The organism is Micromonospora sp. CNZ297, from assembly GCF_007827625.1.
On the sequence record NZ_VISU01000025.1, the window covers coordinates 26,089 to 41,147 of the forward strand.

The following is a 15,059-nucleotide window of genomic DNA, read 5'->3' on the forward strand; positions in this document are numbered from 1 at the left end:
CTCCGACGCGCGGACATAATCGGAATTATGCGCGGTACTGCGAGGCAGGGAACGCCCTACCCGATCGGAACGCCGGCGCTTCTCATCAACTCCTTGGCGTACCCGGTGAGCAAGATCCCGAGCGCGCTGGTGGTCGAGCCTTCGATGACGTCGAGCGTGCGGCGCATCAGATTTTTGACGGTGTGCTGGTCAGGCTCCGGCTGCTCCAGCTCGCCCTCGATGACGTCCACGTTGCGCCGCACCGCCGCCTGCTGCTCCTCGGACAAATCGAGCACGGGGATGGCCTCAGCGATGGCGCGAACCAGTACGGCAAGTTCGTCGCCAGCCACGCCGGTCGTGGTGGCCGTCTGGGTGACATGGGTGCTGTCCCAGCTGACGTTGCCGGACACCGGCCCGTGGAAGTTGGTGATGTTGGCAGCGCGATCGTTGCGTCGCCGCAGGTAGTCAGCCACGTCGCCTCCGGATTCGATGCAGTCTTGGCCGGCCGACGTGATCTGCAGGGTGATCGGCCCCTCGATCTCGGCCACGCCGCTGTCGCCGCGAACCAGACCGTTCTCCTGAAGGTTGAGTGCGGCGCGCCGAACCACGCTCTCGGGGAGGCTCTCCCCCTCGAAGACGGCGTGCCCGCTCGACAGGAACTGGTCGACGTACAGCCACTTGCCGCCGTCGGGATCCTGGTCGTAAGCCCAGCGCAGCAGTCCGTTGCTTGCCGCGGCGCGGCGGAGTGCAGGATCTGCGCGCCGACGCGCTTGCATCTCTCGCTCGGCGGCTTGGCGATGACGGCGTTCCTCCACATTGGCTCGCCCTGCGTCTGTGAGGTCAGCGGAGGTATGCGCGATCTCGTACGTCTCGCCCAGCATGATCAGGCCATCCTTGAACAGCCTGCGGAGAGTGCCGCGCCACAACTCTTCGGTCTTCTCGTCAGGAACCTCGCCGAGGAACTCGTACATCGACGGCATGGAGGCACCGTCGTGCTCGTAGAGCCATTCCAAGAGCCTGATACGGCGCTCCTCGGAATCGGTCACGCTGGCTCCCGGGGTTCTTGAGGGGATCGGACGGCCGCCCACCCGCGGGCAGGTGAAGACCCAAGGCCGCCGTATTCCTACCCTACGACGCAGACAATCGACAACACACTGTAGGCTTGCTACACTTCGGGGTGTGCGGGTGAGCGACCCGCGCAGAACAGGAGACCCCCGTGGCCACTCGCCCGGTCGACGGCTGCACCCTCTGGTGCTGCACCGTCAACAAGCTGACCGCCATTCCCCCGAAGCCGTCGAACGTGGCGTGGGTCGGGTACGCGCCGCACCTCACCGGCAGGCAGGTCATCCGCCTGGCCGAGCGCTGGCAGGCAGCCGGGCAGAGCCGCGAGTCGGCGACGTCCCAGTAGACCCGGCGCCGGGTGAGCGACCCGGCGCCACCAGCGATCGGAGACCCCATGCCCTTCTCCCCCGAGGTGCACCAGCAGTTGGCCCGCCGGCTGCGTACCTTCACGGCCGGCGCGTTCGTCGTGCTCGCCGGCAGCACCAACTTGAAGCCCACCCGGCAGCTGGTGTACCTGGCGGTGCACCAGCACGCCGACCTGATGCTGCGGCACCCCGACGGCTACCGGCACACCGCCGCCGGGGACGTCGCCGCGCTGATCGTGCTCGACCGGTCCACCGTCAGCGGGCACCTCGCCGCGCTGGCCCGATCCGGGGTGATCGCCCGGGTCGACACCGACAGCCGGGAGGTCGGCTACCGGCCGATCCCGGAGATGGCGGACTGGGTGGGCTGACGCAGCAGGTTGCCGGTGGGCTGGGCGGAGTTGCCGTCCGGCCCACCGGCACACTCACGTCATGGCACTTACGTACGGCCGGGGCGGCCTGGTCCACGTCGCCGTACCTCAGTGGCGGGACGTGTGCTGCACGGCTCTTCCGGTTCGCGCGCTGGGTCGGCATCGCCTCACCGCAGCCGACTACCGGCGGCTCCGCGCCACTCAGGACGGGCAGTGCGGCATCTGCCGAAGGGCCAACTTCCGGGGCGACGGCCCGGCACCGCTCTACATCGACCATGACCACGCATGTTGCCAGGACCATCACAAGACCTGCGGCAGATGCGTTCGGGGCCTGCTGTGTAGCAGCTGCAACGGCTGGCTCGGGGAGCTTGAGCTGTGGGCACGGCTTCCCGGGCTGGAGGACTACGACTGGTGGGAGCCGGCGGCGCGGGCCTACCTGGCGCGGGCCGGCTGCGACCCGGGCGACCCGGCGCGGGTGGCGGCCCTCGCGCGGCGCCACCGTGAGCGGCGAGCGCGTCTCGGCCTGCCTTGCAGCTGCCAGCACTGCGGCCCGGACGGCATCCGGACGTAAGACCCCGCCGGGCTGCACGATCTTCGGCATGTCCACGACGGGGGTCGCTGCTGCCGCGCGCCCCGGTGTGCCTCTCCCCCGGGTGACGATGTGTTCGACGTCGCCGGCGCCGCCCGGGTAGCCGCAGGCCGCCGGGCTGTCCGGTCCACGGCCGCGGCGCGGATGCTCACCGACCTGATGGCCGCGCCCGTGCCGGCTCGGCGGCGGGTGCTCGCCGCGCTGGACCGGGACGATCTGGTGGCGCTGTTGGCGGCGTCGGCGGTAGAGCTGGGCACCCCGTACGCGGTGTGGCAGGGCGACCCGGTGGGCTTCGCGACGCAGGTGCTCGGTGAGGCCCTGTGGTCGGGGCAGCGGAAGATCCTGCGGTCGATGGTCCGCAACCAGGTGACGGCAGTCCCCTCGTGCTTCGGATCCGGGAAGACGCGCTCGATGGCGCTGGCCGCCACCTACTTCGGGGCGGTGTACCCGCCGGGCACCGCCGTGGTGGTGACGATTGCGCCGCGGTGGCGGCAGGTGGCCCGGCAGATCTGGCCGGAGATCCGGGGCGTCACCAAACGCGCGGACTTGTTCGGGTCCGTGGACACGACGCAGTGGAAGGTGCCTACCGTCGCCGGGCAGGAGTACGTGGTGGCGTACGGCATCGCGGCGGCCCCGCACGCCGAGGACGCGGTGCAGGGTATCCACGCGCCGAACCTGCTGCTGGTCGTGGACGAGGCCGGCGGTATCTCCCAGACCATCGGCCAGAACATGCGGGGTCTGCTGACCGGCTCGAACGCGGCGATGGTGTGCATCGGGAACCCGCCCACCGACGAGGAAGGGTCGTGGTTCGAGCGGCTGTGTGCGTCCGACGACCGGACCAGCGTCATCCCCCTCGATGCGTACGGCACCCCGAACTTCACGGGCGAGGCGACCGCGACGTGCCGGTCGTGCCCGCCGGCCACCCCGCCCCATCCCCTGGCCACGCACCTGGTCGACCAGCGGTGGGTGGCCAACGCGATCGCCGACCACGGCGACGACTCCCGGTTCGTGATCGCCAAGGTCCGCGCGCAGTTCCCGAGGGGTGGGCCGAACACGCTGATCCCGTGGTCGTGGGTCGACGCCGCGGTGCGCGCCGACGAACCCGCCGACGGTCCGGACGTCGTGCGGCTGTGCGACCTGGGCCTGCGGGCGGAGACCGCGCAGCATCGGGTGCAGCGCGGCGCGTGGGTACGCCTCGGCGTGGACGTAGCGGCGGACGGCGGTGACGAGCTGGCCATCACCCGCTGCGTCGGCGACCTGATCACGATCGAGAAGACCAGTGCCGGGCAGGCGAACACCGACAGCGTGGCGGTCGCGGGAATGGTGCTGGAGCAGATCAAACGGGCCACCGACCTGGCGCGGGCGCTGGGTACGCCGGCGCGGGTGCGGGTGAAGGTCGACATCATCGGCGTCGGCTGGGGTGTGTTCGGGCTGCTGGAGGCGTGGGGCCGGGAGGGCAAGCACCAGGCCGACATCGTTCCGGTCGACGTGCGGGAGTCTCCGAACCGGGACGCTGACACCGCGACGCTGCGGCCGGCGCGCAAGCGCGACGAGATGTGGCTGGCCATGCGGGGCCTACTGGCTGCGGCGGCCGGTGATGGGGATCCGATCGTGCGGCTGCGGGTGGACGACCGCACCGTGTCGCAGATGTCGGCGCCGCGCTACTCCACCGACTCGCAGGGCAACACGGTGGTCGAGTCGAAGGACAGCATGCGGAAGCGGGGCGTCCGGTCACCGGACCGGGCGGAGGCGTGCTGCCTGGCCGTGTACGAGCCGGCGGTGCACCGGGCCCGGCTCATCGCTTGATGCCGAGCTTGTCCAGCTGCTGGTCCACCCAGCTACGTTCGGACTCGCGCCGCAGGTCCAGTTCGTGCAGCACCTCCCGTACGACGGGGTGGCGGAGGTGCTGGGACACCCGGGCGAGCCAGCGGATCTCCCCCGACATGTCGGCGCCGCCCGGGTCGACGTGGGTGCCCTCGCGGGGCTGGTCAGCGCGGTCCTTGGCGCGCAGCGCGGCGGCGATGACGGCTGCCTCGACGGCGGCGTGCAGGTCGTGGCCGGTCAGCCCGGCCTGCTGGCATTTGAACAGGGCGAGGTTCATGACGTCCTGGTCGAGCCAGGGCCGCAGTTCCAGGTAGCCGTCGCGGACCTCGATGACGCGGCGGTAGACCCGCCAGTCGTCGCCGGAGATGAGGGTGCGCAGCACCTCGCCTGCGGAGTCGGCTCCTCGGGGCCGGTCGAGGGCCAAGCCGGGGTTTCCGTCGAGGACGGCCTGCCACAGGGGCCGTAGTTTTTGGGCGGCTCGGGCGCGGCGGACGCGACGGACGCCGGCGGCGATCCTCGGTCCGGCGGTGGGGAGGACCGCGCCGACGGCGAACAGGGCGCAGGCAGTGAGGATCAGGGACTCGGTGGCGGCGAGCAGCTGCGAGCTCACCTCGAACAGGCCGAGTCCTTCGGCGGCGGCGTCGATACCGGACAGCAGCGCGAAGGGAAGGGCCAGCCAGCCCGCGACCGCGAACGCCGTCAGGCCCCACCAGCTGTACGGGTAGTCACGCAGCCAACGGCGGTAGATGCCGGACTGTACGGCCAGGTCTGTTGTGGCGGCGGCGAGGAGCAGCGCGTACACGCTCTCGTGGATCGCGACGGTTGGCGTCGCCCGGTAGTAGGCGCCCTCGGTCGCGGGGCGGGCGTCGGGGCCGCCGAGCAGGAACAAGCCGACCATGCCAACCGCGACGCCGAGGGCGAGGATGTAGCGCCACTGGCTTTCGCTCCGGGCCGCTTCCGGCGGCAGATGCCAGTGCAGCAGCATGACTTCCAGGGCGGTCAGCGAGGCGATGATGGCGAGGTGCTGGCTGAGTTCGGAGGTGCCGGTCCAGCCGGTGAGCCTGTTGAGAGCGTCGTCTGCCTGGTAGCCGGCCCACACGCCGATGGTGAGGAACGCCATGCCGAGGATGAGTGCTTGGCGGGCCGGTGACCGGCGGGGCGGCTCAGGTGTACTGCGCAGCGGCGCCCAAGCCACGTACGCGGTGGCGGCGCACAGCAGCAGGATCAGCAGTGTGGGCGGCACGGGCGGGTCCTATCGCGTTGAAGGTAGCGAGGATGGCCACGGCCTGCCGCGACGGCGGGGCTGGGCGTTTCTGGCCGGCTCGCTGGAGCACCTCGGTGGCGAACACCTCGGCCTGTTGTTCCTGGATGTCCGGGTAGCGGGAGCGGGAGCCGGTGTGGGCGAGGGTGCGGCCGTCGTGGCCGAACAGGATGTGTCCCAGCTCGTGCAGGATGATCAAGTCGCGGTGGGGGCCGGAGGTGCCGCGCTCGTAGGCGATGTAGTCGGCCTGGTCGGTGGCGACCCATAGGCCGCAGACGCCGCCGGCGGTGTCGGTCGGCAGCAGCTGGATGGGTCGTCCGCGTCGGGCGCTGATCGTCTCGACGTAGCGGGCGATGTCCCAGGGGGCCGGTGGTGAGAACCGGTCCACGAGGGGGGTGATCTGTCGGCGGAGCTGGTTGATCGGCATGGGGCGGGGCGCTCCGGTGGATCCAGTACCGGTGGGGGTCCACCACGCTGCATGAGGGAGGGCTTTCTGGCAAGGATCTTCACTCAGGGATGAAATTCCCGCCGATGAGTGCCAGCGTGGTCGATCCCGTTAACGGGACTTTAGCCCCGATCGGGTGTTGACTGCCACTATTCACCTCGGTGTTCGAGTCGGCGGACCTGTTCGAGGACGTTCAGGACCATCTGCTGGCTCTGCTCGGTGAGGCCGGCCGCGCGGGCGGCGATGTGCCGCACGCCGGCGTCGGCCATCGCGGCACGCAGCTCGGGGTCGATGGTGTCGTGCTCACCGAAGAAGTAGCCGGGCGTCACACCGAAGAAGCGGGCCAAGCCGTAGATGGTCTCCAGGGTGGGGTTGCTCGACTGGCCGGTGCGTAACGCCCAGACGGCGGTCTTGGAGATTCCGACGGCTATGGCGACCTCGGCGTCGCTGTAGCGGCGCCGGGTTGCTGGGTTCGGATGGGTGACGAAGAGATGTTCGAGGAGTTCGGCGAAGGTCTGCCGCGGGGGGGTCGACATTTCCACCATGCTTCCCTCGGCCATCCGGCCAGTCAAGTCAACCGGACGGCCTGGCGCTAGATTCGTTCACTGTAGTTGACGCGGGGGCGGGTGATCACCGTATGCTCGGGCATCACAGCAGCCAGCGACATCGACCGGTTTTCGCTGGTCATCGACATACTTCGCTACGCGAGCCGGGGAGGACGGCGGGCCGCAACCCTGCCCCAGATGTCGCCGAAACAAGCAGATCCCTCCCCTCGTGCTTGGAGGTCACCCCCTTGCCAGCAGCGGTCTTCAGCCCCGAACACCAGTGGTACGCGGCAGCAAACGTCACCATCGAACCCGAGTCCGCCGAACAGGCCCTCGAAGACGGGTACATCGTCCTGACCGCGGGGGTCAGGGTAGATGTGCTCGACCTGCGGTGCGCTCAGTGCCAGGGCTGGTACGACGCAGTGCGCGGACAGACATGCTCGGCCGCGACCGTCGGCACCGCTCACCTGCGCGGCGGCCCGGACGGGCGCCGCAAGCGCAAGTGCCCCACTCACCTGATGCCCTGGGACGCCTGCGAGCACCTGCACGAGGAGCCCCACAACTACGGCCGGCCTCCCATGCCCGCGATGGCGGTCGCCTGACCACGCGCCCGGGGGACGCTAGCCCTTCGGTGGGCCTACCGTCCCGGCCGTGAGCCGCCGACTTCTGACCAGCCGCCGCGCCCGCGACATCACCGGCGCCGTCCTGCTCGCCGCCGGGGTCCTGACCGTCGCGGCTGCCGCAGTGGTCGCCGCGTTCGGCTGGCATCCGCTCGCCGGTGCCGCGCTGGCCGGCGGCCTCACCGCCGGAGTCGGTTTCCTGCTGGGTAGGGAGTAACCGGGTGCCGCTGTTCCCCAGCCTCCGCCTCGGCCGCCGCGCCGACGACGTGGAGACCAAGACGGTCGATACGATCCGGTGGTCCACCGACAGCGGGCAGATGCCCGACTGGCTCGGCGGGAAACGCCGCCAGCAGAAGTGGGACGTCGAGCGGGCCGTCTACCAGGCGTATGAGCGGACCGTCTGGCTGTGGCGGGGCACCTCCCTGATGGCCGGGCACTTCTCCCGGCTGCCGTTCCGGTACAAGGTCGCCGGGACCGACGAGTACGTGGACGACCACCCCGTGGTCCGGCTGCTCCAGCCGCACGCTCAGACCAACCCGTTGGAGAAGGGCCGCGCGTTCAAGCGGCGCCTGTTCATCCAGGTCATGTACTCGCCGCGTGGCGCGTTCGTGGAGTTCACCCGTTCCCGTGGCGGGGACATCATCCGCCTGGACCTGCTGCCCCCAGGCCGCACCGTGCCGGTGCCCACCGAGAGCGCGAAGAGTGGGCGGGTCGTGGCCGGTGACCGGCTGATCTCCCACTTCGAGACGAAGATGCCCGACGGCTCGGTCCGGACCGTGCCGTTCGACCGGGTGTGGTGGATCCGCGAGCCGCACCCGCTGGACCCGTTCCGGGCGGACACGGTGATGTCGGCGCTCGGCGCGTCCGTCGAGATGGACGACCTGGCCCGGCAGATCAACGTGCACTGGATGCTCAACGACGGGCACGTACGCGCGATCGTCGGCATCAAGGGCGGCCTCAACGGCGAGGACACCACGAAGCTGGAGCGCCGCTTCGGTCGGGGTCCGGTCGACGCCGGCAAGGTCACCATCGTCAACTCCGACCAGGTGAGCTACGCCGACCTGTCGGCCCGGCCGAAGGACATGCTGTACGAGCAGCTGACCCGCAACGCGCGGGAGGAGATCCTCGGCGGCATCGGTGTACCCGAGAGCCTGCTCGGCATCTCCAAGGGCTCGACGTTCGACAACGCCGCGCAGGACAAGTACAACTTCTGGACCGAGACCATGCCGCCGCCGCTGGAGCTGATCGCAGCGGAGATGGTCGACCCGTTGGACGAGCGCGACCTCGAACCGGAGTTCGACCTGTCCGGTGTCGAAGCGCTGCGGCTACCTCAGCGGGCCGTCCGCGAGGAGGCCCGGCTGGAGGTGCAGCAGGGCCTCCGCACCATCGAGTCGTACGCGGAGCTGGCCGGCTACGAGGTGCACTCCACGCCCGAGACCCGGGCGCTGTGGCTGCCCAACACCGGGAAGGCACAGATCCCGCAGACACCGGAGGACGTCGAGGAGGCCGAGAAGCGCCGCGAGGAGATGGCCGCCCAGATGGCCCCTGCGGCCGACGGCGGCGACGAGGAGCAGCCCGGCGACAAGCCCCCCACCGGGAAGAAGCCGGACGAGAAGCCGGACAGCGAGACGAAGCCACCTGCCGGCAGGAAGCCACGCGACGCCGCCGACCGTGAGAAGCCAGCCGGCGAACCGGCCGGCAAAACCGCCCTCGGGGTAGCCCGGTACGGGCTGAAGGCCGCCGCCGCGCCAGCCCGCACGGTGAGCAGCGAGCAGGTGGGCGGCGAGGCAGCCGAGGCCGCGGTGACCGCGGCACTGACGGCTCTGACGGCCCGATGGGCGGCGCGGACGTCGGCGCGGCTGCGGTCCCCGAAGGCCCGCAAGGGCACCCGGCACTGGACGGCCGACCCCGATATGGAGGTGGACCGGCGGGTCGGGCTGAAGGCCCTCGACACCACGGCGGCCGTCGACCCCGACGTGTGGGCGCAGGACACCGAGGATGCCTTGAGCCCGCTGATCGCGGCCGCAGCTACGGGCGCCGCCGTCACCGCGGTGGGGCTGCTCGCCGGTCCGTCGGCAGGCACGGCCGCCGCAGGCCGGGAAGCGGCGGCCGTGGCCACCGCAGCGGTCACAGCCGCCGCTGACGCCGCCCGCGCGGCCGGCCTCAAGCTCGCCGCGTCCCTCGCCGCCGGGGAGGCCGCCGGAGAGACCATGGAGCAGCTCACCGCCCGGGTCGACGCCGGGTCGCTGCTCAGCTGGGCGAAGAGCGTCGCCGGTCACGCCGTCCGCACGGCTGTCACCGGCGGCATGTACGCCGCGGCGCGGGCTGCTGCCGCGCTCGGGCTGGAGGTGACCGCGACGTGGCGGGACCGCCGTGACAGCGCCGTCCGGACCACCCACCGCAACGCCAACGGGCAAGCCCGACCGGTCGGCAAGACGTTCTCCGTGGGCAAGGCGCAGCTGCGGTACCCGCGCGACCCGGACGGCCCGCTGGAGGAGACGATCGGCTGCCGGTGTCGGCTGACCCTCAGCGCCAAGCGGGCCACACGAGCGGGACGCTAACCCGGCGGCGGAGCGACCATGCCGGGCAGACTCTGCCCGCCCATCTGGAGGCACGCTCATGGGAGCATCTGCCGGCACCGCCGACCTCGACCTGTCGGCTCCGCCGCCGCAGCTGGAGTACAAGGCCGCCGGCGCGTCCGGTGTGCTGCTCGACCACGACGACGAGCACGGCATCGTGGAGTGCCTGGTGTCGATCACCGGCATCAAGGACGACCAGGGCGACATCATCACCCCCGGCGCGTACGCCGACACGCTCGCCAGGCGCAAGAGCAAGGGTGTCCGGCACCACGACTGGGCTCGGATGGCCGCGAAGACCCTCGTCCAGGAGGAGTGGCTGCCGGGTGACTCCCGGCTGCCGAAGACCCTGCCGGACGGCTCCCCGTGGCCGAAGGAAGCCGGGGCGCTGTACATCAAGGGCCAGTACAACCTGGACACGAAGGACGGCAAGGAGGGCTACTCGAACGCGAAGTTCTACGCGGACGAGGGCCAGTGGTCGATCGGCTACCGGGCGGTGCCGGGCCACGTCACCCGCCGCAAGGGCGACGGCGCGCGGGTGATGGCGAAGGTCGACTTCTTCGAGTGGTCCGATGTGCTGCACGGCGCGAACACCCAGACGTCCACCCTCGGCGTGAAGGACGCGACGGGCGGCGGGTTCGGTGCCGCCTTGGACCAGCCGGACGAGCTGGAGGCCAAGTTCGACCCGTCGCAGCCCCGCGACGCCTCCGGCCAGTGGACGGCCGGCGGGTCCGGCGGCGCGGCCCCGGCCGGGCCGGGCGGCGACCCGAACGCCAAGCTCGGCCCGGACTGGCTGAAGCGGGTCCTCGGCGGCGACCGCGCGCTCGTCGAGGGCAGCGGTGGTTCGGGCAGCTCCGGGTCGGGCGACGGGGCGGCGCGGAAGAAGGAACGCGACGCCGAGGCGGCCCGGCGGGACAAGGTGCAGGCCGCGTTCGACCGGGAGCGGGCCGCCGAGCGCATACGGCGCGCGGACGCCGACCGGACGGTCGAGGCCGCGACCGGCGAGACGAAGAAGGAACTCCAGGCGGCGGAGCGGGAACGGCGCCGCCAGTGGCAGGAGGCGTTCGACTCCGCGCGGGACGCCGAGCGGGAGCGGCGCCGCAAGTGGTCGGCCGCGCAGCGAGGGAAGAAGACCGCCGAGGTGTACCCGGAGCTCGATGGGGACCTGGAGCTGGCGGTGGACGACGATGCGCTCACCGACGAGGTGGGCGACGAGGAGACCGCCGGTGACACCGGCGAGAAGGGCGCTTCGGTGACGCTGGAAACCAAGGTCAGGGACGTGCTTCCCGGCTCGTACGAGGAGCGGCGGGACGCGCTGCGGGAGGCCGCCCGGCAGGCACTGGCCGGGCCGAGGGATCAGCACGGGCAGCCGGAGTGGTGGGTGTACGTCGTGGGTACCTGGGACGACCACGTGGTCGTCAACCGGTCGCCCCGCGACGACGGGGAGACGCAGACCTGGCAGATCCCCTACACCGTCGGCGAGGACGGGACGATCAGCTTCGGGGAGATGCTGCGGGTGCAGCTGGTCGCCCAGGTGGTGCCGGCCACCAAGTCCGGCGACGTGCCGGAGGTGGCGGAGGCGACCGTCGCGTCGGTCGCCGAGCTGCTGGCCGACGCGACCGCGCAGTTGTCCCTGGCGGTGGCCGCCGACGCGGCCGGGGTGAAGGGCGCCCAGGTTGCCGGTGATGGGTCGGAGCGGCTCGCCGCGTCGGTCGGGCAGCTGCTGGACGCGCTCACCGAGGCGGGCGTGGACCTGGGCGCGGTGCTCGACCCCGACGGCGAGCCGGGTGAGAAGACCGGCGGCCAGGTGGAGGAGAAGACCGGCGAGCCGGACGACAGCATGGTGCTCGACTTCGAGCAGATGCAGGCTGACCTGGCGGCGCTGCGCGACTGACCGAACGGGTAACGGGCGGGCCGGGGACGTTAACCCCGGCCCGCCTCTACGTTTCCGGGCAGCCACGGGCGATCGGCCTGCGGGCGTTCCCGGCGGTGGCCGGGCCGACGCGACGCCTCCCGCCCGGGCACGACAACGAATCCGTGCCCATCTGGGAGACCACCATGACCACCAGCACGAAGGTGCGCGACGAGATCACCGGTCTCAAGAACGCGCTGAAGGAGAAGACCGCCGAGATCGACGCCATGACCGGCGCGTTCGAGGTGAAGGACGGCAAGGTCAGCCTCCACGGTGACCAGGCCAAGGCGTACCTCGCGGCCACCGAAGAGGCGAAGACGCTGAAGGCGCTGATCGACGCCAAGGCCAGCAACGCGGGCCTGCGGGAGTGGCTCGACGCCCCCGAAGGCGGGTCGGTCGCCGGCGCCGCGAGCGCCGCCCACCACGCGATGAACGGCGGGCAGAGCCTCGGCGAGCAGTTCCTCGCCTCGGAGTCGTGGGCCGAGTACAAGGGCCGCGGCTACCGGGGTCGCATGACCTTCGAGGTCGACGGCGAGAGCATGTTCCGCAAGGGCGTCGACGCCGGGGAGATCGGCGCGAAGGACGTCTTCTCCGCGATGGCCGGCAACCTGACCGGCGTGCAGGCCCTCGGCAACCACCAGCAGCGGCCCCTGGTGGAGAAGCTGCCCCGCCTGATGCACGTGCGGAACCTGTTCCCGCCGGACGAGACCACCGCCGCGATCCTCTACGGCATCCGGCAGACCGGTTTCGTGAACAACGCCGCCGCGGTGCGGGAGCGTACCGCCGCCGACGGCACCAGCGCCCCGACCGGTGGCGACACCGACGTGTTCGGTCGCGCGCCCCGCAGCAAGCTCACGCTGGAGGTGGTCACGTACCCGCTGGCCACCATCAGCCACGTCATGTACGCCCACCAGCAGACCCTGGACGACGAGCCGCGCATGCGCGGCCTGATCAACCGGCAGCTGATCGAGGGCGTGCGGCTGGAGGAGGACGACCAGATCCTCTTCGGTAACGGTCAGGGTGCCAACATCCGCGGCATCCTCAACACGACCGGCGTGCAGACCTACAACCAGCCGCTGAACTCCGGCAACCCGTCGGAGAAGAAGACCGTCACGCTGCGGCGGGCGATCACCCGCGTCCAGCTGGCCGAGATGGCCCCCACCGGGATCATCATCAACCCGCTGGACTGGGAGGACATGGAGCTGGAGACCGACGACAACGGTCGCCTGACCCTGGTCACCTCCATCGCCGTCGGCGCCGAGGAGCGGGTGTGGCGGCTGCCGGTCGTCGCGACCACCGCGATGCCGGAGGGCCGGTACCTGCTCGGTGCGTTCGGGCTGGGCGCGCAGCTGTTCGACCGGCGCAGCGTCCAGGTCGACGTGTCGACGGAGAACCAGGACCTGTTCGAGCGCGACGGCGTGACCCTGAAGGGCCACGAGCGGGTCGGTCTGACCGTGGACCGGCCGGAGGCGTTCGTGCAGGGCACCCTGCACGTCGGCTGACGAGGCACGTGAGGGCGGGGCCGCAGGACGTTCTCCTGCGGCCCCGCCTCGTACCAGCCCTGTCCCCTGCCTCGGTGAGGAGCACCATGCTGTCGACGCGGGCCCGCTACCAGGTGGTGGCACCCCTACTCACACCGCTCGGCTACGCCCGCTACGCGGTGAAGCTGTGGCGAGCCGAGGACCACCCTCGTGACCCGCGCACCGGCCGGTTCATCCCGAAGCCGGGCGGCCCGAAACGGCCCCGCCGGCCGTCCGCCCGCAACCACGTCGCGTCCACTCGGGCGTGGGAGGCGGCGCAGCGGGCACGTCAGGCGCTGCCCGCAGACGAGGCCGGGTGGCGGTCCGCGGTGCGCAAGGAGATCCGCCCGGCAGAGCGGGCCGTCGACCGGCGGGTCGCTGAGCTCGAAGCGGAGCTGGCCGCCGTCCGGGACACTCTCGCGAAGCGGCGCGCCGAGCTGGCCGACGAGTTCCGGCGCAAGCGCACCCCGAAGTCGAAGCGGGAGCAGATCGCCAACGACCGGCTCGCCGACGAGATCCGCGACGTGGCTATGGCGGAGTCCCAGCTGGCCTGGATGCGTGGCATCGCCGAAAACCCGGAGGAGCTGGCGAAGCCCTCCAACCGTGGTCTCGGCAACATGCTTGCGGCGCAGGTCGAGATGGTCTACCCGAAGGACCCGGTGGGCCGGGTGCTGCCGCCCGAGGAGTACCACAAGGCCCTCGACCAGGTGCTGGAGGCCGGGAAGGCGCTGCACGACGACTTCCTCGACGCGAAGCGCCGCGACAAGGAGTACAACGACCTGCAACGGAAGCTCGACGGGGAGCTGGGCCCCGAGGCGATCCGGAAGGCGTTCGCCGCCCAGGACCCGGGCCGGCACGACCTGATGGCCCGGCGGAACGCGGCGCAGAAGGCACAGACCCGCCGGGAGCATGAGCTACTGAAGCAGCTGCTCGCCTCGGTGAGGCCGTTCGGCGGTGTGCGGCATAAGGCCGCCCCGGCTGGAGAGAGCAGCCGCCGCGTGTATGGCGCTGAGGCCGCCCGTCCAGACTGGGAGGCGCGGCTGCGGGAGGCGGAGGCGTACTTCCCCGACGACTGGCTGAGTCTGTCGGCCAAGGCCGAGCTGCGGATCGCGTCCAGCCAGCGGGCCTTCCACGCGGGTGGACGGGGCCACGACTCGTCCTTGCTGGCCATGCCGGTCACAGCACGCGACCAGGACGTCTACATCGGCGCGTTCCGGGACTACACGCACGAGGTGAACGTCCACGAGATGGGCCACCGCATGGAGATGATGGTGCCCGGGTTGCAGGAACTCGAGTTCACGTTCGTGCGGCGCCGGTCCATGCGCGGCAGCAGCCTGGAGCCACTGGCCCGGCTGAAGGACATCGTGCGGCACAGCGGCTACGACGAGCGGGAGGTGGCCTTCCCGGACGACTGGCGCAACCCGTACGCGGGCAAGTCGTACGAGCAGATCGGGCGCGTCAACGGTCGGCCGTTCGTGCAGGACCCCGACCCGGGCGCTCGGCCGTGGGAGGTGTTCCAGGTCGGGTTGCAGGACACCTTCGGCCGGAACCCGCGCTTCGGCGACGACGAGTTGCAGCACTTCACCCTGGGTGTGCTGGCTACCCTCGCCCGTACCGAGACCACGAAGCCGAAGAGGAAGCGGAGGAGCCGGTGACCTGGCGTGTGGAAGGCCGAGACGGCCGGTGGGCGGCGCTCGGCGAGAACGGGCAGCTGGACTGCGACGACGCGACGTTCGCGGACCTGACCGCGTTCGAGGGGCGGGCGGTGCCGATCACCCCAACCGGGCCGGCGTACGCGCCGCTGAGCGCCACGGACCCCGTGTGGCAGTACCTGGTGGTGCTGCACGTCGTACCCGGGCCGCTGACGATCACCGGCGACCCTCCCTCGGTGCCGCCGCCCGGCCCCACGCCAGAGGACGTGGTGTTCTAGCCGGGGACGTTAGCCGGTTGCGGCCGTACGGTGCGGGACGATCCGTCACCCGTCAGCAGGAGA

General features: G+C 71.2%; 15 protein-coding genes. 11 read left to right on the forward strand and 4 right to left on the reverse strand.

Going from position 1 to position 15,059, the window contains the following annotated elements:
• Positions 1-56: 56 nt before the first annotated feature.
• On the reverse strand, positions 57-1,025 hold the full coding sequence (locus tag FB454_RS29930; protein WP_145823956.1) for a hypothetical protein: 969 nt from the start codon (positions 1,023-1,025) through the stop codon (positions 57-59).
• Positions 1,026-1,195: 170 nt separating this feature from the next.
• On the opposite strand from FB454_RS29930, the gene FB454_RS29935 reads away from it, so the two are divergent.
• From FB454_RS29935 to FB454_RS29950, 4 genes are all read left to right on the forward strand, one after another.
• Positions 1,196-1,387: a hypothetical protein gene (locus FB454_RS29935; protein ID WP_145823957.1), complete on the forward strand. Its 192-nt coding sequence runs from the start codon at positions 1,196-1,198 to the stop codon at positions 1,385-1,387.
• A 48-nt stretch (positions 1,388-1,435) separates the two neighbouring features.
• Positions 1,436-1,774, forward strand: coding sequence for a helix-turn-helix domain-containing protein (locus tag FB454_RS29940; protein ID WP_145823958.1), 339 nt, complete (start codon positions 1,436-1,438; stop codon positions 1,772-1,774).
• 61 nt (positions 1,775-1,835) lie between these two features.
• Positions 1,836-2,345 carry an endonuclease domain-containing protein gene (locus FB454_RS29945; protein ID WP_145823959.1) on the forward strand — a complete coding sequence of 170 codons (510 nt, stop codon included), beginning with the start codon at positions 1,836-1,838 and terminating at the stop codon, positions 2,343-2,345.
• A gap of 90 nt (positions 2,346-2,435) precedes the next feature.
• Positions 2,436-4,169 (forward strand): hypothetical protein, encoded by a 1,734-nt coding sequence (locus tag FB454_RS29950; RefSeq protein WP_145823960.1) that lies wholly within the window; start codon positions 2,436-2,438, stop codon positions 4,167-4,169.
• Here FB454_RS29950 and FB454_RS29955 read toward each other — a convergent pair.
• The 3 genes from FB454_RS29955 to FB454_RS29965 all read right to left on the reverse strand — a co-directional run bounded on the left by FB454_RS29955 (position 4,159) and on the right by FB454_RS29965 (position 6,453).
• Positions 4,159-5,430, reverse strand: a complete 1,272-nt coding sequence (locus tag FB454_RS29955) for an MAB_1171c family putative transporter (protein ID WP_145823961.1) — start codon at positions 5,428-5,430, stop codon at positions 4,159-4,161. The two genes, FB454_RS29950 and FB454_RS29955, sit on opposite strands and share 11 nt — an antisense overlap.
• The gene (locus FB454_RS29960) at positions 5,351-5,875 is read right to left on the reverse strand and encodes an ImmA/IrrE family metallo-endopeptidase (RefSeq protein ID WP_145755433.1); all 525 of its coding nucleotides are present in this window, start codon (positions 5,873-5,875) and stop codon (positions 5,351-5,353) included. Before FB454_RS29960 ends, FB454_RS29955 begins: the two co-directional genes overlap by 80 nt.
• 167 nt (positions 5,876-6,042) lie before the next feature.
• Positions 6,043-6,453 carry a helix-turn-helix domain-containing protein gene (locus FB454_RS29965; RefSeq protein ID WP_145755434.1) on the reverse strand — a complete coding sequence of 137 codons (411 nt, stop codon included), beginning with the start codon at positions 6,451-6,453 and terminating at the stop codon, positions 6,043-6,045.
• 233 nt (positions 6,454-6,686) lie between these two features.
• On the opposite strand from FB454_RS29965, the gene FB454_RS29970 reads away from it, so the two are divergent.
• The 7 genes from FB454_RS29970 (at position 6,687) to FB454_RS30000 (ending at position 14,996) form a co-directional block, all read left to right on the forward strand.
• Positions 6,687-7,040, forward strand: a complete 354-nt coding sequence (locus FB454_RS29970) for a hypothetical protein (protein ID WP_145755435.1) — start codon at positions 6,687-6,689, stop codon at positions 7,038-7,040.
• A 49-nt stretch (positions 7,041-7,089) separates the two neighbouring features.
• Positions 7,090-7,275 carry a hypothetical protein gene (locus FB454_RS29975; RefSeq protein WP_145755436.1) on the forward strand — a complete coding sequence of 62 codons (186 nt, stop codon included), beginning with the start codon at positions 7,090-7,092 and terminating at the stop codon, positions 7,273-7,275.
• Between the two features lie 4 nt (positions 7,276-7,279).
• On the forward strand, positions 7,280-9,619 hold the full coding sequence (locus FB454_RS29980) for a phage portal protein (protein WP_145755437.1): 2,340 nt from the start codon (positions 7,280-7,282) through the stop codon (positions 9,617-9,619).
• A gap of 58 nt (positions 9,620-9,677) precedes the next feature.
• Positions 9,678-11,528, forward strand: a complete 1,851-nt coding sequence (locus FB454_RS29985) for an HK97 family phage prohead protease (protein WP_145823962.1) — start codon at positions 9,678-9,680, stop codon at positions 11,526-11,528.
• 164 nt (positions 11,529-11,692) lie between these two features.
• Entirely contained in the window at positions 11,693-13,048 is a 1,356-nt protein-coding gene (locus tag FB454_RS29990; protein ID WP_145823963.1) for a phage major capsid protein, read from the forward strand.
• Positions 13,049-13,122: 74 nt separating this feature from the next.
• Entirely contained in the window at positions 13,123-14,721 is a 1,599-nt protein-coding gene (locus FB454_RS29995; RefSeq protein ID WP_145823964.1) for a flagellar biosynthesis protein FlhF, read from the forward strand.
• On the forward strand, positions 14,718-14,996 hold the full coding sequence (locus FB454_RS30000; protein WP_145755441.1) for a hypothetical protein: 279 nt from the start codon (positions 14,718-14,720) through the stop codon (positions 14,994-14,996). The genes FB454_RS29995 and FB454_RS30000 overlap by 4 nt, the downstream gene beginning before the upstream one ends.
• The last annotated feature ends 63 nt before the right edge of the window (positions 14,997-15,059 follow it).